Source organism: Terriglobales bacterium, from assembly GCA_035487355.1.
Classification (GTDB): domain Bacteria; phylum Acidobacteriota; class Terriglobia; order Terriglobales; family Acidobacteriaceae; genus QIAW01.
Window position 1 is genome coordinate 1 of record DATHMF010000041.1, and the last position, 25,050, is coordinate 25,050.

A 25,050-nucleotide genomic window follows, 5' to 3' on the forward strand; every position below is an offset into this window, starting at 1 on the left:
GTAGGACTCTCATCTGCGTACCTCTCCTTTTTTAATTTTTTGAACTATTTATTTTTACTTTCTGTAAGAAACTGCCAAGCGGACGATCTTGAAAAAAGTTTTTAGAGTTAGTACGAACAACAACCTTTAGGCAGGCAAGTCCTTCGGCTGGCTTTCGACAAGCTCAGGGCCCAGCTCTTCGAAAGTCGCAGCGTATACTGCAACCTCTCTCAAGCCAGGCCCTGATGCATCATTCGTCTCGAATTCCTTCGCCCATATCTCAAAACAGCAGCTAACGAATCTCTTTTACCGTCGCACGGACTTTCGTCGCTACCTCTTGCGGCAGAGGAGCATAGGTCAACTGCTGGGCCATGGGTTCGCCCTTATCCAGCATCCAATTGAGAAAGTCCAGAATGATCTTCTGCGTGCCGGCGTCTTTGGCCTGCGCAGGGATCAGAAGCCAAGTGAAGGTGGAGATAGGATAAGCATTTTTGCCGGGTGCGTTGGTGATGGAGACACGAAAATCGGCTGGCATGTTCTTAACAGACGCAGCAGCAGTGGTTACTCCTTCGAGGCTGCCTTTCACAAAACTGCCCGCAGCGTTCTTTACGCTGCCATAGGCAATATTGTTTTGTACGGCATAAATCAACTCGACATAACCGATGGCGCCTTCACTCTGCCGCACCATACCGGCGACGCCCTCACTGCCCTTTGCGCCCAAGCCTACGGGCCACTTAGGTGCAGCACCCTTGCCGGGTCCGCTGTTCCACTCTGGACTGACTTTGGAGAGATAGTCTGTAAAACAATAGGTGGTCCCGCTACCCTCGGAGCGATGCACCACGAGAATGGCCTCATTGGGAAATTTGACACCTGGGTTGATCTTGGCAATTGCCGGGTCGTTCCAGGCGGTTATCTTGCCGAGGAAGATGCCAGCCAAAATATCAGGGGTAAACTTCAGGTCCGTGGTCACACCCGCCAAATTGTAGATGGGGACCACCGCGCCAAGGACGGTAGGAATATGGTAGATCTTGGTTTTGGCTTGAGACAGTTGCTCATCTGTCATCGGGCCATCGGAGGCGCCGAAGTCCACAGTTCCGGCCAGCACCTGGCGAATGCCGCCGCCGCTGCCGATGGGTTGATAGTTAATCTGAACATCCGGATGCTCATTGTGATATTCACTGAACCACTTGGAATAGATGGGATTGGGAAAAGTCGCTCCTGCTCCGTTCAGCGTGGTTTGCGCAACTGTCCAAGAGCAAACCAGGAGGGTCATACACAAGACGAACGTGAGGCGTCGAATCATCATAATTCTCCTAAACATTAAGTTGGATTTCAATTCACTTCTAATGGGGTCTTGTTAACGTAATGTTAAAAAACTGTGAATTTCACGTGAAAGGGGGGAATAAAAGGACTTTTCGGCGGTTACATTCGGTTTTGCGGGTGCTCTGGCGGGGTCGTCTTGGTCGCGTAGTGAGTGCGCAGGTGCTCCAGGAACATTTGCTCATAGGGCTTATTTCGCGCCATTAACAGGTGGCGGACAGAGTGCCCACTTAAAAGATGGCATATCTCTTCAGCTAAATTCTTGGCGTGGTCGCCGGCGCGCTCCAGCGCCTGGGCCATGAAGATTACCTGAATGCTCTCGGGACCCGAGGCATGCTCAAGATGTGCGATCACCAGGAGGTTGCGCAAGCGGTCAATTTCCGAGTCGGCGCGCAAGACGCCAACTGCACATTCGAGGTCTCGGTTCAGGAAGGCCTGCAAAATATCGCCCAGCATTTTCTCTAGAATGGAGCCCATCTTAATAAGCTGGCTTACATCCTCCATTTCCAGGCGATCACGTACCGCTTCGGCGCGCACGGTAAAGCTCAACGTCAGGTCACCAATGCGCTCCAGATCAATCATCAGCTTCATGCAAGCCAGCAACTCACGGGCCTGATCTGGAGATACTGTAGTAATGGTTGCTGTAACGCTCTTATCAATCTCACGATCCAGAAAATCCAGCTTCTCCTCGGCCTCTTTGACCGCCTGGAAAGACTCGCGCGATCCCTTGGCCAAACTATTTGTCGCCTCCCCGACAGCAACCCGGGTAAGATGACATGCCTCGCGCGTCAGAGCAACAATTTGCGAAGGTGCGGTTACCTCTAACGCGGTGATCTCTGAAGAAGGTGGCTTTTCCATTGTCAATCGCTCCGACCTGTACTGCGCAGCAGTAATTCTGCAACGAACACCTGCTTATGGGAGGAAAACCAGCGCACCAGCCGTATTTTGGCTGAGGGGCCTCTTTCTATTTCACCGGACGGCATTGGGCCATCGGAATCAAGAGGATTTTTGATATCACCGGATTCCACGGCCGCCACTGGAGTTGGCATACACAATCCCCCTGCATGCCATTAAAGTGAGTTGTTGTTACAAGATGATTAAGAAACCGTGAATTTGTGATGAATTTCCTCAGCAGGCAATTCCTCTGCCGAACGCAGAAGGCCAAAAAAGAAGGTTGAACCACGGTTCAGTTGGCTTTCGACGCGTACGCTGCCCCCGTGATTGAGGATGATGTGCTTCACGATGGCGAGTCCCAGGCCGGTGCCTCCGGTCTCTTTTGAGCGGGCTTTATCCACGCGATAAAAGCGCTCGAAGATGCGTGGCAGATGCTCAGAAGCGATTCCCGGACCGAAATCACGCACGTAGAATTCCGCTCCATCCGGGGTTTCCCGTGCGCCGATCTTGACCTCAGATCCCGAATGCGCATACTTCACGGCATTTTCAATGAGATTGGAAAATACCTGGAGGATAGCGTGGCGATCGGCGGCCACGACCACCGCCGGGCAATTCTCCAAATCCACGTGAAAATTGATTCCTTGTGTGAGGTCGTGGAAATTGGTAAGCGCGTCTTCCAGCAAAGCGCGCGCTTCAACCGGTTGAAATTCCATCTTCTGTTCACCGGATTCTACCCGCGCCAGGGTAAGCAGATCGTTGGTAAGACGGGCCATGCGGTCGGCATTTTTACGTATCACTTCGAGAAATTCACGCGTCCTGACTTCCGATTGAGGGACCGCATCCAACAGGGTCTCGGTATAGCCCTGGACGGAAGTCAGGGGCGTACGCAGTTCGTGCGAAACGTTGGCGATGAAGTCTCGCCGGGTCTTCTCCACGCGTTCGATCTCGGTCATGTCGTGCAGTACCGCGACCGCTCCTCCGCCAGACATCGGAGCAGCGGTGACACTGTACATTCGTCCAGGAGAAATGGAAACTGCCCGAGCGCTGCGTACCTGGCGGGAAGAGATACTCTCTTCAATGGCGCGCAGAGCTGCGGGATCGCGCAATACGTCGGTAAGCGGCGAGCCCGGGCGCACATTTCTGCCGACAAGCCGCACCATCGCACCATTTACCCACTGCGTGTGGCGGCCGGAAGAAACCGCAATCACGGCGTCCTGGATACTGTTGAGTAGGGTCTCAAGCTCGCTGCGGCTGCGTTCTAATGCACTAAAGCTCTCTTCCAATTTGCGGGCCGTGCGGTCCAGGGAGCTGCCTACCTGGGCGATCTCATCATGGGAGAACTCCGCCACACGCGCGGAGAGGTCACCGGCTGCAATCTGCTCGGCAAACAGAACCACGCGCCGCAAACGGCGCGCAATGGAGTGCGCCATTAGACCCGCAAAAATCATGGCAGCTAAAACAGCGAGCACGGAGGCCCACAAGATCCGTCGCCGAACCTGGGCAATATCCGCTTGAATACTAGATAGAGGATAGGCAAGCCGGACAGCCCCGCCGGGAATAGGCGCCGCTACGTAAAGAAAGTCAATTCCCAGAGTGTGACTGGTGCGGATATTGCTTCCCGTCTGCCCCTGCAGGGCCGCAATGAACTCGGGACGTGTGGCGTGGTTTTCCATGGTGTCTGGGTTCGCCTCGGAATCGGCCAGAACCTTGCCCGAAGAATCAATCACAGTAGCGCGGGCCCCGGCCGCGGTGGCTTCTTCTTGTACCAACTGCACAAGAGGAAGGGTCTTATCATGTTGTACACGCGCAGCAAAAAGGTGGGTTTTTTGTGTAAGGGAGGCGGTAATCTCGCGTTGGAGAGAATTTTCCCAATCGCGCCGTAGAGTCAAATCCAGGGTTATGGTGGTAGTGGCAATCACCAGCAAAAATGCAGCCAGTAATTTGCCGAATACCTTACTCTTCACTTAGGAACCTCAAAACGATACCCTGCCCCGCGCACGGTGCGCAGATAACGCGGATTTTCCGGATCGCGCTCAATCTTTTCACGCAACTTGCGCACGTAAACATCCACCGAACGGGGCGTGACAAACTGCGTCTCTCGCCAAACGGCGTCAAGAATCTGGTCGCGGGTGAAAACTCTGCCGGCATGGCGTGCAAAATAGTCGAGCAGACGAAACTCTGTAGCCGTAGTGGAAACGGGCTTGCTGCGCACAGTAAGCAGCATGGCTCCGGAATCAATCCGGATATCGCCTGCCTCCACCACCGAGGGCGCCAGCGGACGCTCGAAGCGCCGCAAAACCGCCTTCACTCGCGCCACCATCTCGCGTGGGCTGAAGGGCTTGCTGATGTAATCGTCGGCACCCAACTCCAGGCCCAGCACCCGGTCAGCCTCACTGCTTCTTGCAGTCAGAAAAATAACCGGAATTACCCGCAATGATGCATTCTGGCGAATCTGGCGGCACAAATCTAAGCCGTCGCCCCCGGGTACCATGATATCCAATAGAAATAGGCACGGGCGAAGCTGCTCTGCTTCAGTCAAAACAGAGCTCACCCGGGGATAAACACGGACTGCAAAGCCGGCGGATTCCAAATGATGCCGCACCAGTTGGGCAATATCCTGATCATCTTCCACTACGAAGATGGCCTGCTTCACAAAGTGTATTGTATCTTCAGTGGCAGGATTCACAACATAAGATGTCGAATCAATAAAGTCAGGGCGGGCCAAGGGTCTAGTATTCTCCTCTTTTTATAGAGTCACTCAGGTGCGTCTTGCCGTGGCGGACATCCACGCCGCGCACCCAATAGAAGATGTCTTCGGCAATATTGGTGCAATGGTCGGCGATGCGCTCCAGATAGCGCGACGCCAGCAAAAGCTGGAAGTTAGGCTGCACTTTCTTGGGTGTAGCCTCCATGGCAGCCAACAGCCGCTGATAAACCTTGTCGCGGTACTCATCCACCAGATCTTCGCTTTCCAGGACCTCAGTCGCTGCCACCAAGTCGTGGCTCAGCAGCGCCCCCAGGCTCTTCTGGGTCATGGCCTTCACAGGCTGGGCCATGGCGATAAGTTCAGGCGGGGTCTCCACCGGGGGCATCTCGGCCAGCGAAATAACACGCTTGGCAATACTGACCGCGAGATCTCCCATGCGCTCCAGGTCGTTATTGATTTTTACGGTTGCAATCACCAGCCGGGCTTCGTCTTCCTGCACGGCCCGTCCAACCAACGCACGAACAGCGTTCTCATCAATTACGCACTCCATGGCATTGATGGTCGATTCACTCATGATGACCGTGCGCGCCATTTGTACATTGTGTTTCAGCAAGGCATCAATCACGGTTTCCACGTTGGAACGGACGGTTTGGGCCATCCGGGAAAGAAATGGAACCAGGGCCTGCGAGCTATCCAAGCCGCGCTTGGGCGTAACGCTGGATTCCACAATAGGTTTGCGGATGATCGCCGCCGGCATGAGGGCCTCCCTGTAAGAATGTGGAACAGGACAGCTTATCGGCTGGATGTTAAGAGATTATGAATTTCCCGGCGATTCACGCGTGATTTTAGTACACTACCGCGCCCGATTTGACCCTCACTCCATGCGGTTGTTAGTATGGAACTGCGGGGTGGAGCAGTCTGGTAGCTCGTTGGGCTCATAACCCAAAGGTCGGTGGTTCAAATCCACCCCCCGCAACCAAATCTTTAAAGCACTTACCTTGACTGATCCGATTCCACGTCATTGTGCGCCTTCCCAGCCGTCTCATCGCCAACCGTTGGTTGCCATTCATTCTCATTTCTCCTAAATAGTCGAATCTCGTTACAGAATTGCGATATTTCCCGTTGAATCCCCTCATCTTGCTGCAAGCATTGAGGATGACAGAGTGCTGTTTTTTAATGCGGCTTAGGCGAGTGATAGATCATCACTGGCTTTGCGTAAGGCATGTAAGTCGAATCCCCTCGATAGCAGGCGAAAACCGTGTCGTGTCCCACGAAAGTGGCTTGGGCAGCGGTGATCTTGGCTACGCCGTTTACGTCGAGTGTGCCGCTCCCAACAAGTGTGGTTCCTTCAATGAAATCTACACTGCCTGTAGGTGTAGGAGACGAGGTCGCAGAGACCGGAGAGCAGCAAACAATATTGGGTGTGACCGTAGCTGTGTAGGTCACAGTTACAGTCTTATGGAAAACCGAAGCTAAGGGAGACAGTGCAGGCGTGATAGCGACGGCCACGAGAACAGGCGTTCCTGATCCAAAATTGACTGTCTGGCTGAGAGGGGCGGAGGAGCTGCCGCTGAAGTTTGTGTCTCCGCCGTAGCCAGCGGTGATGGAGTGTGTACCGGACGGAAGCAGTGAGCCTGAGACTGTAATCACCGCCTGGGCATTGCCGTTTAATGCACGCGTAGCCACGGCGGTTCCGTCTATAGAAAACACAACTAGCCCGGTGGGTGTACCGGTGAATTGCGGGCTCACCGTCGCGGTGAAGCTGATCGCCTGTCCGGAAAGAGAAGGGTTCGTCCCTTTCGTCAGAGCAACCGCGACGCTACTTGATGCTTGAGTTACGGTCAAGGTGAGCACGCTGGAGGTGCTGCCGAGGAAGTTTCGATCACCCGAGTAGCTGGCGGTGATGCTATGAATGCCTGGTGTCAGCGATGATGTCGTGTAGCTGGCGACTCCGCCGCTCAAGATAACCGGCGAGTTCAACGGAGTTCCGTTATCCACGAACTGCACCGTGCCGCTGGCGACAACGGAAGAAACCGTCGCTGTGAATGTTACTGTCTGCCCGAAAGGGGAAGGATTACCGCTGGAACTCACTATGGTCGAGCTTGGCTCCGGCGCCGCATTTGTCCCCGTTCCCGACAGCGCGATGGTATGGACGTGGTTGGCCACACCGTTGTTGTCGTCCGTAACGTGCACGGTTCCGGTTGCCAATCTGGCAAGATCCAAGGAGGTCGGCGCAAAAATCACGCTGATGGTGCAACTGGCTCCCGCCGCCAATTGCGCCGGGCAGTTGTCGGACTCCAGGAAATGGCCGGAAACCGAGATCCTGCCGATATCCAGCGGACCATTCGCGTTCGTCAGCGTCACGGTCTGCGCCGGGCTGTTGGTATTCACCGGCTGCTGGCCAAAATCCAGGCTCGTCGGGGAGAGTCCCGCACTCGGTGGCGCTACCACGAACGCATACCCAGTAATGTTGCTCACAAAAGGAGTGGACGACGTCCCCTGGTTCGCGGAAGTAATATCCTGCAGGTCTGCGTAGGCATAGGCGATGTGGATTCCTGGCTGCAATGGTGTTGCCAATGTCGCCGTAAATTGTTCATTGCCTTCGCTTGCCGCCAAGGTCCACGGCCCTCGCCAGGTATCGATCTGCATGTACATCGCCTGCACTGGCGGAGCAAGTGGGGGAAACGCACCGCTGTCCGAAAAATGAAGAGTGGGCGTGAAGATTCCCGTGATGTTCCCCGGCAGCGGTGTGATCGCAGCTTGTAGCGGAATGGGTGGGGCCTGCTGTTCCTGGAGGACAAGTACTTTGCCTTCGGTGCCACCCGCAGTAGTGGTGTAAACCGTGTCGGTCACCGGATTCACTGCCATGCCACCGCTGGGCCCCAACCCGGAGGGAATCGTAGCGATAATGGTATTGGTAGGCCCGTCGATCACGGTTACGGTGGTATCGCCCGAATTGGCGACGTAAATCTTGTTCGTTACCGGATTCACTACCATGCCAACTGGCTGCTGACCGACGGTGATTGTCGTGGGGGTATTCGTCGCTCCGTCGAGTATCGTCACGGTATTGAACGTGTTGGCGAAGTAGATTTTGTTGGTGATCGGATTCACGTCCACCGCAAGCGGGGGGTCAATCCCGGTGGGAATCGTGGTCGCCGAGTTCGTGGCCCCGTCAATCACGGTCACGGTGTTGTTGCCAAAGGCGTTGATAGAGGAGTCGGCAACGTAGATCTTGTTGGTCACTGGATTCACTGCGATTGCCGCTGGAGCGTCTCCGTCAGGAATTGTCGTGGTGGAGTTCGTGGCTCCATCGATCACCGTCACGCTATTGCCCAGGTTGGCAACGTAAATTTTGTTGGTCACCGGATTCACCGCCACAGCAACCGGCTGCAATCCGGCGGCAACCGTGGTAGCGGAATTGGTGGCCCCATCGATCACCGTCACGCTATTGCCCAGGTTGGCAACGTAAATTTTGTTGGTCACCGGATTCACTGCCACGGCAGCCGGCTGCGATCCGGCGGCAACCGTGGTGGCGGAATTGGTGGCCCCGTTGATCACAGTCACGTTAGCGCTGGCGTTGTTGGCAATGTAAATCCTGTTGGTCACCGGATTCACCGCCACGGCAACAGGCTGCGATCCGGCGGCAACCGTCGCCGTCGCATTGGTGGCCCCGTCGATCACCGTCACGTCGTTGCTGTCCCGGTTGGGGGCGTAAATCTTGTTCGTCTCCAGGTTCGCCGCGATTGACTGTGGGTTTGTCCCGACGGTGACCAATGTTGTGGTGATGGCCGCCCCGTCGATAACTGTTACAAAGGCAAAGTTGTTGCCATAAACCTTGTTGGTCACTGGATTGAGCAACAATCTAACCTGATTCTGTGTTCCGGCAATTGTGGTGGTAGTGTTTGTCGCCCCGTCGATTACCACTATGTTGGAATTATTACCGCAGCCAACATAAATTTTGTTCGTCAGGGGGTTTACTACCACGGCCCCCGGTATTTCTCCGGTAGCCACTGTGATGGTGGAATTGGTGGCCCCGTCAATTACCGTCACATTGGCGGTTTGATTGTTGGCAACGTAAATTTTGTTCGTCAGGGGGTTTACTGCCACGGCCTCCGGATTACCTCCAGTGGAAACTGTGGTGGTGGAATTGGTGGCCCCGTCAATTACCGTCACGTTGGCGCTGAGATTGTTGGCAACGTAAATCTTATTGGTCACCGGATTCACTGCTACTGCCACTGGATCATTTCCAGTGGAAACAGTGGTGGCGGAATTGGTGGCCCCGTCAATCACCGTCACGTTGGCGCTGAGATCGTTGGTAACGTAAACCTTATTCGTCAGCGGATTCACCGCCACGGCCGACGGCTCCGATCCGGCGGCAACCGTGGTGGTGGTGTTGGTGGCCCCGTCAATCACGGTCACGTTGTTGCTACCATTATTAGCAACGTAAATCTTGTTGGTCACAGGATTCACTGCCACGGCCGACGGATTCAATCCGGCAGCAACCGTCGCGGTGGTATTGGTGGCCCCGTCGATCACCGTCACATCGTTGCTGTTGAAGTTGGCGACGTAAATCTTGTTGGTTACTGGATTTACCCCCACTGCGACTGTCCCGACTCCGGTAGTGATTGTGGTAGTGGAATTAGTGGCCCCATCGATGACGATCACGTTATTGGGACTGGTATTGCTCGTGAAGTCGGCAACATAAACCTTGTTGGTGACCGGATTCAGTTGCATCGCGTACGGAAATGATCCGACGTTGACCGTCCCCGACACGGCTTGTGCGCCCGCCACGGGACACAGCATTCCCGCCGCGCCGGCCAGCCAAATCGCTACCACCACCCACCCAGCCCGCGAACTCCACCCGATTTTCCAGTGCTTCCTCATTTGGCCCATCCCCATCCGTTGGTTCTTGTCCCATCAATGATCGTAATGCTATTACCGCCAGAGTTGGCAACGTAACTTTTGTTGGTTGCCGGATTCACGGCAATCGCCCCGGGCAGCAAGCGCGAAGATCATCGGCGCCAGCGAGAAGAGCGCCGCAGCGTGGGCCAAAAACAGATAGTTCCCATGCATTCCACAACTCCTTAATGCGCTCATACCTGTTCTCGGTATGGCCGCCATCCTAATTACCAGGGGCCCGGTTGCACGAGCTCAGATCTAGGTTTGCTAAAACCTGCTCACACTGTTGCTACCGTTGTTCGTGACCCAAATGCTGGCGCCGTCAGAGACCACTCCAAAAGGACCCGAGCCGACGGAGAACGTCCCCAGATTTGCTCCATCACTCGCGCGCAGCTTGGTGACGTTGTTGCCAGAGTAGTTTGTGACCCAGATATTCATGCCGTCAAAGGCCACTCCTTGCGGGAGAGAGCCGACGGAAAACGTCCCCAGATTTGACCCATCGCTGGCGCGAAGTTTAGTCACATTGTTGCTGGCGAGGTTGGGGAGCCAGACGTTAGCGCCGTCAAAGACTACTGCGTAAGCGGCGCTGGCGGAGAAAGTACCTTGCAGAGCTCCATCGCTGGCACGTAGCTTCGTGACGTTGTTGCTGCCGAAATTTACGACCCAGACGTTGGCGCCATCAAAGGCGATGCCTTGTGGGCCAGAGCCCACGGCAAATGTCCCCTGATTTGCCCCATCGCTTGCGCGCAGCTTCGTGACTGTGTTGGCGCCGTTGTTTGTGACCCAAATATTGGCGCCGTCAAACGCGACTCCCCTGGGCGCAGAGCCGACGGAGAAGGTTCCCAGGTTTGCTCCATCGCTCGCGCGCAGCTTTCTGACATTGTTACCACCGGTATTAGCGACCCAGATATTGGCTCCGTCGAAGGCCAATCCGACAGGGGTAGCGCCGGTGAAGAACGATCCCTGGAGAGCGCCGTCGCTAGCGCGCAGCTTGGTGACATTGTTGCTGACTTGGTTTGCTACCCAGATATTGACGCCGTCAAAGGCGATCGCGATAGGATTGCTACCGACTCCAAAATCCTGGCGATACCACTGCAGCAGCGCTGCTTTGTGCTGGAGCAGCGATCCGCCCGCGAACTGGTTGGTACTCATATTGGTGAGCCCTGAGCCGTCCCCGTTGAACACGCCGCTGGCAGAAACCGACGCCACCGCCGTGCCCGTATTGTCTCGCCACTCCTCAAGGTTAGCGGTTTGTGAGCCCGCTCCTTGCACAGCCAACCCCACGTTGCCAGCTGCCCCGGTCTGGATAACCTGCGTGCCGGTAGCAAAAGTATTAGCCACTGCTAATTGCGAATACAGGTTGTTGGTGAAATTTGTATCAAGGCTCAAAGTTCCGCTGGAAGTGATGGTGCCGCCTGTGAGCCCGGTGCCGGAAGAAACGCTGGTCACAATGGGAAAGGTCTGGCTGTTGACGAAGTTCACGATTCCGGTGTTGGCATTGATCGTAAATCCGCTGCTGCCGATGGCGACAATCCCGCCGTTGTCCGTGATATCAGAATTGATAAGATGCCGCGGGTTGGCGTCAAACTTGGCGAGAGTGCCCGGCGTTCCCGGAGTGAAGACAAGCTGGTAGAGCACAGGCCCGTCGCTCTGCTGCCGCGATGACGGGGTACGCTGCCAGTGCAGTTCCGCTGTGGGCCGCAGGCTGGCCATCTGCACGGGTTGGGGTTGCTGGGCAAAGATGCCACTCGTAATCAGTGAAACCCCGATCAATAAAAACAAAGATACAAACAGAACACGAGATACCCGGATCATCGATCTCCTCCTTAGAACTTGCTGATGCTGTTGGCGGTGTAGTTCGCGACCCAGATGTTGGCGCCGTCAAAGGCCACTCCGGTGGGGCCGGCAGCGGTGGTGAACGTCCCCAGGTTTGCCCCATCCATCGCACGCAGCTTGGTGATGCTGTTGCCCAAGTTGTTTGCGATCCAGAGATTGGCGCCATCAAAGGCCACTCCTTCGGGACTGGAGCCAGTGGCAAAAGTGCCGAGAGGGGCTCCATCGCTCGCGTGCAGCTCGGTGACGTTGTTGCTGCCTGCGTTCGTAACCCAGATGTTGGCGCCATCAAAGGCTATTCCTTCAGGATTAGTGCCGACAGAGAACGTCCCCAGGTTCGCCCCATCGCTGGCGCGCAGCTTGGTGACGTTGTTGCTGTTGAAATTTGTCACCCAGACGTTGGCGCCGTCGAAGGCTACTGCTGTAGGAAAAGCACCGACGGAGAATGCGCCCAGGTTCGCCCCATCGCTGGCGCGCAGCTTGGTGACAGTGTTGCCGCCGAAGTTCGTGACCCAGATATTGGCCCCATCAAAGGCCACTGCTTCAGGATTAGAGCCGGCCACAAATGTGCCCAGGTTCGCTCCATCGCTCGCGCGCAGTTTGGTGACATTGTTGCCGGAGCCATTCACGACCCAAATGTTGCTGCCGTCAAAAGCTACTCCTAATGGATCAAAACCGACCAAAAACGTGCCCAGGGCTGTGCTGTCGCTGGCGCGCAGCTTAGTGACAGTTCTGAAGAGATTATTCGTGACCCAGATATTGACGCCGTCAAAGGCGATTGCGATAGGGCCATTGGGGATTGCAAAATCCTGGCGATACCACTGCATGAGCGCAGCTTTGCGCTGGCGCAGGGTGCCATCCACGATTTGGTTGTTGCTCAGGTTGGTGAGTGCCGAGCCGTCTCCGCTGAATTTACCGCCTGCGGAAATCGAGGCCATCGCCCCGCCCGCGTTATTTCTCCATTCTTCAAGGTTAGCGGTCTGCGCGCTCGCTCCCTGCACAGCCAATCCAACTGTGCCTGCGGCCCCGGTCTGTACGAGTTGCGTGCCGGTAGTGAAGGTATTGGCCGCTGCGAGCTGTGCGTACAGGTTGTTTGTGAAATTCGTATCCAGGCTCAAGGTTCCGCTGGAAGTGATGGGGCCGCCGGTGAGTCCGGGGCCGGAAGCAATGCTGGTTATAGCGTTGGGAAATGTCTGCTCGTTCACGAAGTTGATGATGCCGGTACTGACATTGATCGCGAATCCGCTGCCGCCGATGGCGACAATCCCGCCAACATCGCTGATATCAGAGCTGACGAGATGCCGCGCGTTGGTGTCGAACTTGGCAATTGCGCCGGGCGTTCCAGGGGTGAAAACAAGCTGATAGAGCACGGGCCCATCGCTGTGCTGCTGTGTGGGCGAGATGCGCTGCCAGTGCAACCCCGGAGCCGGACGCAAACTGGCCATCTGCACGGGTTGGGGCTGCTGGGCAAGGATATTTATCGTAGCTGTCAGCGAAAAAAAGAATACCGACAGAACGCGTGCGCTCCGAAACATGAATGCCTCCAGTGCTGGAAAATCTTTTTCCCGATCGATTCACGCGATTTCAAAACCCACAACGGCAACCGGGGATGTAAACTTTTGCTCTCGTCGGTTGTTGTCCTTGCGTGCTACCGAGCTTGCTGAGAATGCAGGCTGCCTTCCGAATTCTTCGTTGTTATTAGTCTTTGGGCTGTCGAAACACACCTGACCACGCGCGCCGTGCTGGATCCCGGCTTCCGGGAGTGGCCCTCTTCCGATCAACACAATTTCAAAAGTCGGGCAAGGGAACCGAGGATGCAAATTTGAGCTCCTCGGTTCCCTTTGCCTTCTCCCCCAAGCCCGCTGATAAGGCGGGCTTGATCTGGAAAATTAAGGGCAGCAGCGACATAAAGTCCTCTGGAAGTTCTCATGAATTTCTGAAAAAGGCCCCATTGTGGCTGCAACCGCAACAAACTATGCGAGATAAGGCCTTACGCGTCGGGTCAGGAATGTGGCCAATGTGAGAACTTCGTGAGGACTTTCCTGCTCTCCAGAGCTAGTCTTGCCAACATAGATGTATCTATAGATTCATAGATATAGATAAGGTCAGAACATGCCGGAACAGACGAAAAGACAGCAACTAGAAACGCACCTGGCGGCGCGCGCCACGCAGGACCCCGATTTCCGGGAGCGGCTCCTGCGGGATCCGAAGCAGGCGATTGAACAGGAAATTGGCTTAAAGTTTCCTGACGGCTTACATATTTCTGTTCACGAAGAAAAGCTGAACCAATTGTGTGTAATCCTTCCGGTGGATCTGCTGACCTCAGAGGACCTGCTGCCCCATGACATCGGTTCAGACCAGAGTGCAGCCGATGAAACGCCGTTTTGGAAGAGGCTCAAACGCCGCAAAACCATGTGATACAATTCTTTTTCCTGCTTCTTGTTAATAGCCAGTGACTGCAGGGTTGCAGCCAACCTCCCTCTGGGGTGAGCTTCCAGATTTTTGGTTTCTTGGAAAATGGCACACCAGCCCAAGCCCGCGCGTGCCACCGCCGATTTCTTTGAATTCGGCCCATTCCGGCTCGACGTTGCCAATCGTTCGCTGTATCGCTCAGACGAATACGTTCCTCTCACGCCCAAAGTTTTTGAAACCTTGCTCCTGCTCGTGGAAGAGGCCGGTCGCGTGGTGGACAAAGAACAACTGATGCAACGGGTCTGGCCTGAAGCCTTCGTAGAAGAGGGCAGCATCACCAACAATATCTCTACGCTGCGTAAGATCCTGAATCCTTATTTCGAAGGAGAGGGCCCTATTGCCACAGTAGCCCGGCGCGGCTATCGCTTTACGGCAAGCGTGAATCTGCGAAACGAAACGGCCGACATTGTGCTGCACAGCGCCGCTCCTGCTGTTGCTGCCGAACCGGTACAGCAACCCGAGACAACGCTTTTGCCCCCGCCAGCGAAAACGGCGAAGCCTCGCATGATCGCTTTCGTGGCGGTGGGAATGATCTTTCTTACTCTCACTGGTGTTTTCTTCGTACGCACGTGGAAGCAGCCTGCGCGGACTCCTGCCGTTGCCGCGCGTCCCTCGGTTGCGGTGCTTGCGATGAAAAATCTTTCCGGAAGATCGCAAGACGCGTGGCTTTCCACCGCTTTGACAGAAACCATCACTGCCGAGCTGATGGCCGGCGGACAGTTGCGCCTGATTCCTGGCGACAGTGTGACGCAAATGCAGCAGGAGTTGGCGCCGCCCCCGGGCGTGGGGTTGGACCGGCAGCAGCTCGACAGCATCGGCCGCAACCTAGGCTGCGACATGGTTTTGACCGGCGACTATCTGGTCGTCGGCGACAAGATTCGCGTGGATATCCGGCTCGATGACCTCGCCTCGCAGCAACCCGTGGCCTCTGTCAGCGAGACGCAGGACGAAAAAGACCTGCTGGAGATGGTCTCGCGCGCCGGGGATGAGCTACGTTCCAAGCTCGGGGTTGCTGTTCCGCTCGCCGGTCAGGCTGAGGCGTTCCGCGCATCGTTTTCGCCGAACCCAGAAGCGCGCCAGTTTTACTTTCAGGGCCTTGATGCGCTCCGTCTACGCGATGGGCCACGCGCACGCGATCTGTTCATCCAGGCGGCCTCCGCCGACCCCAATTTCGCATTGGCGCACTCGGCTCTCTCGACGACATGGCGTCTGCTCGGCTACGATCAGCGTGGCTCCGAAGAAGCCAAACGTGCACTTGATCTTTCTGAACCGCTCTCGCGTGAAGACCGGCTTGCCATCGAAGCTCAGTACTACGAGGCATCGTCAAACTGGAGCAAGGCGATTGAGAAGTATCAGGCGCTGTGGAACTTCTTTCCCGACAACATCGAGTACGGGCTGAGGCTGGGAAACGTGCAGCAACTCGGCGGCAGGTACAAGGATGCCCAAGCAGTCATCGCGCAAATGCGGGCGTTGCCTGCTCCGCTTAACGCCGATCCGCGCATTGACCTGCTGGAATCCACCGTTGACGATCTTCTCGCCGACCGCACCGGTGCGATGAAAGTGGTTTCGCAAGCCGTGGAAAAAGCCAAGGCCTCGAATGCACGGCTACTGTTGGCACGAGCGCGCGTCAAACAGGCAATCTATGACAGCCGTCTGGGCAAACCGGATGAAGCCTTGCAGTACCTGGCCGAGGCCAAACAGATATTTCAGTCTATGGGCGAAATTGGCGGCGTGGTCGATACCATGCGCTGGAATGCTGTTGTGCTGACCCGGCGCGGCCAGGCGGCTGACGCCAACAAAGAGCTGGAATCTGCGCTGGCTCTCTCCCAAAGTCTCAACTATGTGCGGCTCACGACTGCGATTCTGTTGGCGCAAGCCGATGCCTTCCGCGTTCAGGGACAGCTCTCGACCGCCAGAACAAAGTGCGAACAAGCCCTGGCCTCGGCCCAGCAAGCCGAGAACAAATCCCTCATAGCCCATGCTCTCTTGAGCCTGGGAGTCATTCTGAAATTACAAGGCGACTATACGGCCGCTCGCGCCAAGATGTGGGAATCTGCGGAGATGACCGGCGAACTGGGAGAAAAAAGCGACCGCACCAATGCCTTAAACAGCGTCGCCGTCATTGACCTTTCTCAGGGAAAACTGCAGCAGGCGCGCAGCGAGCTCGAAGAGATCCTTCCCATTGACCGGAAAATCGGCGACAAAACCTCCATCGCACTTCGACTCAATAATCTCTCCCGGGTGCTTCGAATGCAAGGCGACCTTGCCGGAGCCGAGAAGCTGAATACCGAAGAGTGCCAGATACAAGAAGCATTGAACGCAAAGCCGGCTTTGGCGGGATGCCGCATTCGACTGGCCGTGCTGTGGATGGCTCAGGGACGCAACTCCAATGCTCGCGCCGCAATTGATAAAGTCACTGGTGACCTCAAGCTGGAGACGCTCACTCCAGGTGATCTGACGAGCATAGCCAGTCTCCAACTGGCAGCCGGCGAGCCGGAAAAGGCTGCTGCAACTTTGGTCGAGACGCAGCGTGTGCTCAGTGGCCGCTCGTATATTGCAGAGGAGGCTGTTCCCGTTGCAATAGCGGTTGCTCGCTTGGATGCAGCACAGGGTCACACTGCAACGGCGACGAAACACCTGGAACAAGCAAAGGCCGAAGCACAAAGATTCGATCTGCTGCCTCTGGTACTGGAAGCCAGGCTGGCAATGGCTGAGATCGCCGCCCGATCCGGCAACCGCTCCGAAGCAGCGGCGATAGCTCATGAGGCTGCCCAGGCCGGCTTTGGGTTGATCGCCAGCAAGGCCAATGCACTCGCTCGCTCCAAAAAATCTTGACGTATAGGGAAAACAAAACCGCATATTAGCGCGGCCCGAGATCGGTAACATTCGCGTTGTTCTAAATGAACAACGTTGTTTTAATTTCGAGCGCAAGATCAAACAGCTTGAAAGCGGCAGCGATACGCGCCAAGATGCGCGCATGCTGATGGTATAAACCTTAAAGCCCAGCGCAGCAGAACGTCCCATCACAAGAAACACCAAAAGGGCCGCCAAAAGGAAAAGAGGAAGAAAGAAACCAAGCTTCATAATCAATATCTTGAGCGACAGATGGATCATTCAGACAATTTGACCCCAGATTGCATAAGGAGTGAATTAGGAAAGCAATAAGAATTCATAAAGAACCAACATTCAGAAATGATCATCATAAGGATGGATATAAGCAAAATCGCGTTTCATAATCCCCGGACTAGGGTAAAACTACTGTCTAGTTATGCCCTTATTTGAATGGTTTGGCACTCCCAGAAACGGAAGCGTCAATCTTAATGTAGAAAAAATCGAGCACTATGCTCCGACTTAGGACTTACGTCAATGGAGATGACGCGGTGCCCAAGTGAGCGCACGAACTCCTCCAGCTTTCGCTCCTGCCTTAGCCTCCAGCGCTTTCTTCCTCCGATGACGACCACACTATTCGGAACCAGTATCCGTTGCAGGCATTGCTTCCGGTCACGGCAGAAATAGAGCTCTATGCTGACCTCTTCTGCATCTACACCCGAGTCAGAAATAAAAGCAAGGGAACGCTGCTCAAGGACATCAACTGATACGGAAGGACGATCAAGTGGGAAATGGAAAGAAACCACTTCAGGGATCACGAGTACAATTTGGAGTTGCAGGTCTCGGGCCAAATCCTGGGCAGCTCTCAGGGCGGCAACGGTTCCTTCCTGAGTGGTAAAAATGACGGTCACTCTCAGGCAGGCGCCTAGGTCTGACGGAGAAGGCTTGAGATATTCGCTGCGGGAATTCTCAAGTTCAACTGTCTGGAATCGCCTATTCTGTACCACGGTCACAGCGTGTACTAACCTAGTCTTCAGGTCGTAAACAAGTCATAAACAATTCATTAACAACTTATTAACGCGAAGACCCACTCGAACTAGGCCGTTCAGAGCAAACCACAGCAGGCAGAACATGTTTCTCGTCCACCATTCCAATCACCCCGATTTTATTTATGAAATTTTTACGAATTCCTTACTTCACTCTTATGTCTTTCCCTCTACCTTGTGGTTGATGACTCCTGTGCCCGATAGGAATGAAGGGCGATGGAAACAATGATTCCTATTTTGGCTGAACTCAGGCATTCATCACCGCACAAGAGGTATCGGCATGAGTGGAGGCGGACGAATACTGATCGTTGACGACGAGCCCCAGATTCGGCGGGTCATGCAAACAACGCTTGTCAACAAGGGATATGAGGTTACGGAAGCTCGAAGTGGTGAAGAAGCGTTGGAATTGGTCCACTCAGCCAAATTTGATCTGGTGCTTTTGGATATGAACATGCCTGGCATGAACGGCATAGAAACTTGCAGTGCGATTCGTATCAACTCCGATGTCACGATCATCATGCTTACGGTCCGCAATACTCAAAAGGACAAAGTAGATGCGCTCGACGCGGGAGCCGACGATTATGTTACGAAGCCGTTCAGCATGCCTGAGCTGTTGGCCCGAATACGGTCAGGGCTCAGGAGGGCTGCGGTCTCTACGGAGTTCGAGGCCACACAGTTGAGTCTGGGACACATTGAGATTGACTTTCAAGCCCGACGGGTCATCTCGGGTGGTGAACAAATACGGCTCACTGGCAAAGAGTTCGACTTGCTTTCCTATCTCGCGGCTCATCCGAATAAAACCATGAGACACAGGGAATTGTTACAAGCGGTCTGGGGTTCGGACTATGGCGGAGAGCAAGAGTATCTGCGGGTTTTTGTGAATCGGTTGCGAAAAAAGATTGAACGGAACCCGGCGAACCCCAAGTACTTGCTGACAGAACCTTGGGTCGGATATCGTTTGCGTGTTCCTGAGTGATTCCTGGTTTTATGGAGTGTTCACGAATTGTTTATGCTTCTTTTATGCCCGGGGTTCTATCTTTAGAACACCGTGGACGGTCCGAATAGGAGAACTGGTCCCGGGAGTGAAGTACGCTGCCGCTCTTTTGACCAATGCTTGGTGAGGTGCAGACATGCTTGATTTGTTGATGGTTGTTTTTACCATACTGTTTTTTACGGTCGCAATCGCCTATACCGTGGCTTGCGACAAGCTCAAGTGAGGGCTTCTTATGAGTCTTGAAACGATGATCATGTTGCTGGTGACCGTCCTGATGATGGTCTACCTGGTTTATGCGCTACTGCGTCCGGAGAAGTTCTAATGACACTCAACGGCTGGTTGCAAATCCTGTTTTATTTTGTCGTCGTGCTGCTGGTCACTAAGCCAGTGGGAATTTTCATGACCAAAGTCTTTAACCGTGAGCGGACATGGCTCGACCCGGTCCTGCGTCCGGTGGAAAAGCTGATCTACAAGCTCACGCTGGTGGATGAAAACCACGAGATGCGCTGGACCGAGTATTGCATCTCCATGCTGCTCTTCAGCGCGGTCTCCATGCTGTTGCTCTACGTATTTGAGCGCACCCAGCAGTGGCAGCCACTTTGGTTGAACCCGCAAAAGTTTGCCGCCGTTCCACAGGACCTTGCCTTCAATACGGCTGCCTCGTTTGCCACCAATACCAACTGGCAGTTTTATACCGGCGAGCAGGTCATGAGCTATCTCACGCAGATGGTGGGCCTTGCCTTTCATAACTTCAAGTCGGCAGCGGTTGGAATTGCCCTCGGCATTGCGCTTATCCGTGGCATTGCCCGCCGGGAAAAAGAAACCATTGGCAATTTCTGGGTAGATACGACCCGCGCTGCCCTGTGGATCATGTTGCCGGCGTGCATCATTTACGCTCTGCTTTTGGTGCAGCAAGGCGTCATCCAGAATTTCAAGCCCTATGACACGGTGAAGGTCGTAGAGCCGCAGCAGGTGCAAAGAGTTGGACAGGATGGAAAACCCGTCGTCGGTCCTGACGGGAAGCCGGTTATGGACACCGTAACCGACCAAGTCATTGCGCAGGGGCCCATCGCATCGCAGGAAGCCGTCAAGATGCTGGGCACGAATGGCGGAGGCTTCCTCAACGCCAACAGCGCTCATCCCTTCGAGAACCCGACTCCGTTCACGAATTTTCTGGAGATGTTTTCCATCTTTATCATCCCCGCAGGCCTCACCTACACGCTTGGGCGCATGACCGGCTCGCAGAAACATGGTTGGGCCGTATTTGCGGCCATGGCAATTCTTTTTGCCGCTGGCGTGGTCACCGCATATTGGGCCGAATCACAAGGCAATCCTTTGCTGCAAGGCACAGACCAGCACGTCTCGATGATGCAATCAGGCGGTAACATGGAGGGCAAGGAAGTCCGCTTCGGCATAGCGAACTCGGCTCTGTTTACAACCGTAACCACAGACGCCAGTTGTGGCGCCGTCAACGCCATGCACGATTCTTACACGCCCATCGGAGGCATGGTGCCGCTGGTGAATATCATGCTCGGCGAGGTTGTTTTTGGGGGCGTGGGCGCAGGTATGTACGGAATTCTGCTCTTTGTCATTCTTTCTGTCTTCATCGCCGGCCTTATGGTCGGCCGCACCCCGGAATACCTGGGCAAGAAAATCGAAAGCTACGACGTAAAGATGGCCATGCTGTACGTGCTTGTCTTCCCGCTCGTGATTCTTGTGTTTGCCGGGATTTCAGCGGTGACCCCTTCCGGACTTGCGACGCTCGGCAATGCCGGACCGCATGGCTTATCGGAAATCCTGTACGCCTTTACTTCGGCTGCCGGGAACAACGGCTCTGCTTTTGCCGGCCTCGGCCCTAACCGCTGGTACAACCTCTCCATGGCTTTCACCATGCTCATGGGAAGGTTCCTCATGCATGTGCCCATGTTGGCTGTAGCCGGCAGTCTCGCAGGCAAAAAGGCGGTACCGCCATCGGCAGGCACATTCCCGGTGACAACGCCGTTGTTTACCGTGCTCCTGGTGAGCGTGATCCTGATCGTGGGCGCTTTGACGTTCTTCCCGGCGCTGAGTTTGGGACCGATTCTCGAACATCTGCTGATGCATGCAGGAAAGACTTTCTAAGAGGACTCTATGTCAACGAAACAAAGCAAATCCAGATCATTGTGGGATGCGAAGATCATCCGCCAGGCGCTGATTGATTCGTTTGTCAAACTGAATCCGCGAGTCATGATGCGCAATCCGGTGATGTTCGTGGTCGAGGTTGGCAGTGTGATTACCTCCATCCTTTTGATTCGAGATATCACCAAGCACAGTCACGCATTTGGTTTCGATCTGCAAATCACCTTGTGGCTCTGGTTTACGGTTTTGTTCGCCAACTTCGCCGAGGCCATGGCCGAGGGTCGAGGCAAAGCCCAGGCCGAGACCTTGCGTAAAGCCAAATCGGAGACGATTGCGAACAGGCTTCTGCCCAACGGGCAGATCGAGCAGGTTTCCGGCTCCAAGCTTCACGTCGGAGATCTGGTTTTGGTCTCGGCCGGAGAGATGATTCCGGGCGATGGCGATGCGATAGAAGGCGTGGCTTCGGTGGATGAATCCGCCATTACCGGCGAATCCGCTCCCGTGATCCGTGAAGCTGGCGGCGATCGCTGTGCCGTGACCGGTGGGACTCGTGTTCTTTCCGATCAGATCAAGATAAAGATCACCGCCAATCCAGGCGAAACCTTTCTCGACCGCATGATCGCCCTGGTCGAAGGCGCCGAGCGGCAGAAGACCCCAAATGAGATCGCTTTGAACATCTTGCTGGCAGGACTCACAGTGGTCTTCCTGCTCGCTGTCGTGACACTTCAACCATTTGCGATTTATTCCGGTTCTCCCCAGACCGTTTTTGTTCTGGTCTCACTTCTGGTTTGTCTTATTCCTACGACGATTGGCGGTCTCCTCTCCGCTATTGGCATCGCCGGCATGGACCGCTTGGTCCAGCACAATGTGCTGGCCATGTCCGGGAGAGCGGTTGAAGCAGCAGGGGACGTTGATACCCTTCTGCTCGACAAGACCGGAACCATTACGCTTGGCAATCGCCAGGCAGCGGAGTTTATCGCTGCCCCGGGAGTGACCAACGATCAACTTGCTGATGCCGCGCAGTTTTCCTCATTGCCCGATGAGACCCCCGAGGGCCGCTCGATCGTAGTCCTGGCCAAGGAGAAATATGGGCTGAGGGGCCGTGAACTTGCCGATGGCCAGGTTGAATTTGTTCCCTTCAGTGCGACCACTCGCATGTCGGGCGTGAACTTTGATGGACGGGTGATTCGCAAGGGGGCCGCTGACGCGATTGAGGCTTTTCTCAAAGGGAATGAAGGCTATCTTCCCCCGGAGGTTCGGACGACGGTGGAGACCATTGCTCGTTCTGGAGGTACACCGCTGGTGGTTGCCGAAAACGCTCGTGCGCTGGGCGTGATCCACCTGAAAGATATTGTCAAAGGTGGCATACGCGAACGCTTCGCCCAACTTCGCGCCATGGGCATCCGCACCGTGATGATTACCGGCGACAATCCACTCACCGCCGCCGCTATCGCCCAGGAAGCAGGAGTTGATGACTTTCTAGCGCAGGCCACGCCCAAAGACAAGATGGACCTGATCAAACAGGAACAGGCACAGGGGAAGCTGGTTGCCATGACCGGTGACGGCACCAATGACGCGCCCGCTCTCGCGCAGTCTGATGTGGGTGTCGCTATGAACACCGGCACCCAAGCGGCCAAAGAGGCCGGCAACATGGTTGACCTTGATTCCAACCCAACCAAGCTGCTGGAGATCGTTGAAATCGGCAAGCAGTTGCTGATGACTCGAGGCTCGCTCACCACATTCTCTATTGCCAATGACGTGGCCAAGTACTTTGCCATCATCCCAGCCATGTTTGCGGGGACGTTTCCGGTACTGAATGCGCTGAACATCATGCATCTGGCAACCCCCGAGTCTGCGATTCTGTCAGCCGTTATCTTCAATGCTCTCATTATCATCGCGCTCATTCCGCTGGCGCTGCGCGGAGTCAAATACAGACCGATGAGTGCGGAATCATTGCTGCAGCGCAACCTGTGGTTCTACGGTGTGGGCGGGATCATTGTGCCCTTTGTTGGAATCAAGATCATTGACATAATTATTCGTGCGGTTGGGTTGGCCTGAGCGGAGGAATCATGAAAAAAAACCTTGTTATATCTATTCTCTATACCGTAGTCACAACTGTCGTTTTGGGAATTGGTTATCCCCTGGCTGTTACATTGTTGGCTCAAGTCGCCTTCAAGGACCAGGCCAACGGCCAGTTGATTCCAAAGAATGGCGTGACGGTGGGTTCGCGTATTATCGGCCAGACCTTTACGGGTGCAGGTTACTTCCACACTCGCCCATCGGCAGCCGGCAACGGATACGATGCCACCAATTCCGGTGGCACCAACTACGGGCCTACAAACCAGAAGCTGGTTGACCGTGTAAAAGGTGACGTCGCGACCCTGCAGGCGGAGAACCCAGGCAAACCTATTCCCATTGATTTGGTCACAACCTCTGGATCGGGCCTTGATCCGCACATCACGCCAGCCGGGGCCGAGTTCCAGGTTCCTCGTGTAGCTAAGGCTCGGGGTATCGCTGAAGATGACCTTCGGACACTGGTCCGGCAGCATACCGAGGCACGCCAGTTCGGTTTCCTCGGCGAGCCGTGTATCAACGTGCTCGAACTGAATCTAGCACTGGATGACAAACATCCTCTAAAGAATTCTGCGCCGTCCAAATGAGTTCGCGTTGTTTCGCTGGCCAGTGTCTGTTGCTAGAGCGTTTTCATGGGTGCTGTAGACTTTTAGGTCGGGACACGTGTCAGGGCGGAGCCTGCGGAAAAACAATCTCCTTGTCATTCCGACGCGTAGCGGAAGAATCCCTTTTGTGCCGAAACTCTTTGTTTCCCGCGCTTCCAGAGGCACAGGCTTTATCAGTGCCACGATGATGTTTGAACGATCGTATCAGGGCCCGACTTTAGTCGGGCCCTAGAAAAATCTACATTAACCCTGAAGACGCTCTAGGGCGAGAGGTTGTCATCTGAAGATCACCGCCAAGCCGGAGCCTGACAAACGCAAACTTCAGCGGCAATATCGCATACGAGTCACAATCTTTGCCCTTTGTGCCGTTTTGACGCTCGTTGTTCTCGGCATTGTTTACGACGCGATTCAAACCTTAAGCCGCTTAGACGCGGTGGAGCGCGAACGCGACCAATGGCAGCGTCCTGCCGAGGTAATTCAGGAACTGAATCTCAAGGAAGGAAATGTCGTAGTAGACCTCGGCTCTGGAGTTGGGTACTTTTCATTGAAGCTTTCCGATACGGTTGGCAAAACAGGAAAAGTTTTGCCAGTAGATATCCTGAAATTTCCGTTGTTCGTGTTGCGAACCAGGGCTTTTATAGACGGGAAGCACAATATTGATGTAATTCTTGGGGAACCAAACGATCCGCATCTATCCGCGGGAACTGTGGATGCAATGCTGATTGCGAATACCTACCATGAACTGACCGATTCAAAAACGATTCTGGGACACGTCTTCCAAGCACTCAAGCCGGGCGGGCGGTTGGTCATCCTGGACCGCGGGCCACGCTCGGAGAACGGAGAATCCCGTAGTGATGAAGCCGAGCATCACCATATTTCCCCAGCTTTGGTTGAGGCTGAGATTCGCGGCAGTGGATTCCAGATCGTCAAACGAGAAGATCATTTCATAGACCGGCCCGGTGACAGCCAATTGTGGTGGCTCATTGTTGCCCGCAAACCGTGACCAAATGCATTGGCCGCTGCATCCGGTAGGACCTGTACTCTGAACTGGCGCACCTTCCGCAAATGGAACGGACCGTACGTGATTTACGAGCATCGCTATGATCACCTGCAAACTGGCGGGCCGTTAAACTTCGACGATCTTAGCTTCGATGCGACTAACTTCGATGACTGGTTTCTACAATCGTCACTGTTCGCGTCGTGATTTCCCCGCGCATACGAAAGGACAGGTAGTAGACTGCAATCTTCAAGACTACCATGACCGGCAAGCGCCAGAGTGCT

The 25,050-nt window shown here is 54.9% G+C and carries 17 protein-coding genes and 1 tRNA gene; 9 read left to right on the forward strand and 9 right to left on the reverse strand.

Going from position 1 to position 25,050, the window contains the following annotated elements; genetic code table 11:
* Nucleotides 1-271: 271 nt before the first annotated feature.
* From pstS to phoU, 5 genes are all read right to left on the reverse strand, one after another.
* A complete protein-coding gene (pstS, locus tag VK738_09240; protein ID HTD22825.1) occupies nt 272-1,285 on the reverse strand; it encodes a phosphate ABC transporter substrate-binding protein PstS in 1,014 nt (337 codons plus the stop codon).
* A 116-nt stretch (nt 1,286-1,401) separates the two neighbouring features.
* A complete protein-coding gene (locus VK738_09245) occupies nt 1,402-2,157 on the reverse strand; it encodes a PhoU domain-containing protein (protein ID HTD22826.1) in 756 nt (251 codons plus the stop codon).
* A 239-nt stretch (nt 2,158-2,396) separates the two neighbouring features.
* Entirely contained in the window at nt 2,397-4,157 is a 1,761-nt protein-coding gene (locus VK738_09250; GenBank protein ID HTD22827.1) for an ATP-binding protein, read from the reverse strand.
* Entirely contained in the window at nt 4,154-4,918 is a 765-nt protein-coding gene (locus VK738_09255) for a response regulator transcription factor (GenBank protein HTD22828.1), read from the reverse strand. The genes VK738_09250 and VK738_09255 overlap by 4 nt, the downstream gene beginning before the upstream one ends.
* Nucleotides 4,919-4,922: 4 nt before the next feature.
* Complete coding sequence (gene phoU, locus VK738_09260; GenBank protein ID HTD22829.1) at nt 4,923-5,657, reverse strand: phosphate signaling complex protein PhoU; 735 nt, start codon at nt 5,655-5,657, stop codon at nt 4,923-4,925.
* Nucleotides 5,658-5,802: 145 nt separating this feature from the next.
* On the opposite strand from phoU, the gene VK738_09265 reads away from it, so the two are divergent.
* Nucleotides 5,803-5,879: transfer RNA gene (locus tag VK738_09265), tRNA-Met, on the forward strand.
* A 194-nt stretch (nt 5,880-6,073) separates the two neighbouring features.
* Here VK738_09265 and VK738_09270 read toward each other — a convergent pair.
* The 3 genes from VK738_09270 to VK738_09280 all read right to left on the reverse strand — a co-directional run bounded on the left by VK738_09270 (nt 6,074) and on the right by VK738_09280 (nt 13,167).
* Nucleotides 6,074-9,784 (reverse strand): Ig-like domain repeat protein, encoded by a 3,711-nt coding sequence (locus VK738_09270; GenBank protein HTD22830.1) that lies wholly within the window; start codon nt 9,782-9,784, stop codon nt 6,074-6,076.
* A gap of 282 nt (nt 9,785-10,066) precedes the next feature.
* Nucleotides 10,067-11,614 (reverse strand): hypothetical protein, encoded by a 1,548-nt coding sequence (locus VK738_09275; protein ID HTD22831.1) that lies wholly within the window; start codon nt 11,612-11,614, stop codon nt 10,067-10,069.
* A gap of 11 nt (nt 11,615-11,625) precedes the next feature.
* Nucleotides 11,626-13,167 carry a hypothetical protein gene (locus VK738_09280; protein ID HTD22832.1) on the reverse strand — a complete coding sequence of 514 codons (1,542 nt, stop codon included), beginning with the start codon at nt 13,165-13,167 and terminating at the stop codon, nt 11,626-11,628.
* 577 nt (nt 13,168-13,744) lie between these two features.
* Here VK738_09280 and VK738_09285 point away from each other — a divergent pair.
* Complete coding sequence (locus tag VK738_09285; protein ID HTD22833.1) at nt 13,745-14,050, forward strand: NHLP leader peptide family RiPP precursor; 306 nt, start codon at nt 13,745-13,747, stop codon at nt 14,048-14,050.
* A 99-nt stretch (nt 14,051-14,149) separates the two neighbouring features.
* A complete protein-coding gene (locus VK738_09290; GenBank protein HTD22834.1) occupies nt 14,150-16,939 on the forward strand; it encodes a tetratricopeptide repeat protein in 2,790 nt (929 codons plus the stop codon).
* Nucleotides 16,940-17,421: 482 nt separating this feature from the next.
* Here the strand turns inward: VK738_09290 and VK738_09295 are convergent, their stop codons facing one another.
* Nucleotides 17,422-17,844, reverse strand: coding sequence for a hypothetical protein (locus VK738_09295; GenBank protein ID HTD22835.1), 423 nt, complete (start codon nt 17,842-17,844; stop codon nt 17,422-17,424).
* A 415-nt stretch (nt 17,845-18,259) separates the two neighbouring features.
* On the opposite strand from VK738_09295, the gene VK738_09300 reads away from it, so the two are divergent.
* The 6 genes from VK738_09300 to VK738_09325 all read left to right on the forward strand — a co-directional run bounded on the left by VK738_09300 (nt 18,260) and on the right by VK738_09325 (nt 24,772).
* On the forward strand, nt 18,260-18,955 hold the full coding sequence (locus tag VK738_09300; protein ID HTD22836.1) for a response regulator transcription factor: 696 nt from the start codon (nt 18,260-18,262) through the stop codon (nt 18,953-18,955).
* A 250-nt stretch (nt 18,956-19,205) separates the two neighbouring features.
* Entirely contained in the window at nt 19,206-19,295 is a 90-nt protein-coding gene (gene kdpF, locus VK738_09305) for a K(+)-transporting ATPase subunit F (protein ID HTD22837.1), read from the forward strand.
* Entirely contained in the window at nt 19,295-21,094 is a 1,800-nt protein-coding gene (gene kdpA / locus VK738_09310; protein HTD22838.1) for a potassium-transporting ATPase subunit KdpA, read from the forward strand. The genes kdpF and kdpA overlap by 1 nt, the downstream gene beginning before the upstream one ends.
* 9 nt (nt 21,095-21,103) lie before the next feature.
* Nucleotides 21,104-23,149, forward strand: a complete 2,046-nt coding sequence (gene kdpB / locus VK738_09315) for a potassium-transporting ATPase subunit KdpB (protein ID HTD22839.1) — start codon at nt 21,104-21,106, stop codon at nt 23,147-23,149.
* An 11-nt stretch (nt 23,150-23,160) separates the two neighbouring features.
* The gene (gene kdpC / locus VK738_09320; protein HTD22840.1) at nt 23,161-23,751 is read left to right on the forward strand and encodes a potassium-transporting ATPase subunit KdpC; all 591 of its coding nucleotides are present in this window, start codon (nt 23,161-23,163) and stop codon (nt 23,749-23,751) included.
* Nucleotides 23,752-24,139: 388 nt separating this feature from the next.
* Nucleotides 24,140-24,772 carry a class I SAM-dependent methyltransferase gene (locus VK738_09325; GenBank protein HTD22841.1) on the forward strand — a complete coding sequence of 211 codons (633 nt, stop codon included), beginning with the start codon at nt 24,140-24,142 and terminating at the stop codon, nt 24,770-24,772.
* The last annotated feature ends 278 nt before the right edge of the window (nt 24,773-25,050 follow it).

What these genes read in the sequence shown, in the direction of transcription:
- pstS (HTD22825.1), bottom strand. Translation starts at nt 1,285, where the DNA reads ATGATGATTCGACGCCTCACGTTCGTCTTGTGTATGACCCTCCTGGTT.
- VK738_09245 (HTD22826.1), bottom strand. Translation starts at nt 2,157, where the DNA reads ATGGAAAAGCCACCTTCTTCAGAGATCACCGCGTTAGAGGTAACCGCA.
- phoU (HTD22829.1), bottom strand. Translation starts at nt 5,657, where the DNA reads ATGCCGGCGGCGATCATCCGCAAACCTATTGTGGAATCCAGCGTTACG.
- VK738_09270 (HTD22830.1), bottom strand. Translation starts at nt 9,784, where the DNA reads ATGAGGAAGCACTGGAAAATCGGGTGGAGTTCGCGGGCTGGGTGGGTG.
- VK738_09275 (HTD22831.1), bottom strand. Translation starts at nt 11,614, where the DNA reads ATGATCCGGGTATCTCGTGTTCTGTTTGTATCTTTGTTTTTATTGATC.
- VK738_09280 (HTD22832.1), bottom strand. Translation starts at nt 13,167, where the DNA reads ATGTTTCGGAGCGCACGCGTTCTGTCGGTATTCTTTTTTTCGCTGACA.
- VK738_09285 (HTD22833.1), top strand. Translation starts at nt 13,745, where the DNA reads ATGCCGGAACAGACGAAAAGACAGCAACTAGAAACGCACCTGGCGGCG.
- VK738_09290 (HTD22834.1), top strand. Translation starts at nt 14,150, where the DNA reads ATGGCACACCAGCCCAAGCCCGCGCGTGCCACCGCCGATTTCTTTGAA.
- VK738_09300 (HTD22836.1), top strand. Translation starts at nt 18,260, where the DNA reads ATGAGTGGAGGCGGACGAATACTGATCGTTGACGACGAGCCCCAGATT.
- kdpF (HTD22837.1), top strand. Translation starts at nt 19,206, where the DNA reads ATGAGTCTTGAAACGATGATCATGTTGCTGGTGACCGTCCTGATGATG.
- kdpA (HTD22838.1), top strand. Translation starts at nt 19,295, where the DNA reads ATGACACTCAACGGCTGGTTGCAAATCCTGTTTTATTTTGTCGTCGTG.
- kdpB (HTD22839.1), top strand. Translation starts at nt 21,104, where the DNA reads ATGTCAACGAAACAAAGCAAATCCAGATCATTGTGGGATGCGAAGATC.
- kdpC (HTD22840.1), top strand. Translation starts at nt 23,161, where the DNA reads ATGAAAAAAAACCTTGTTATATCTATTCTCTATACCGTAGTCACAACT.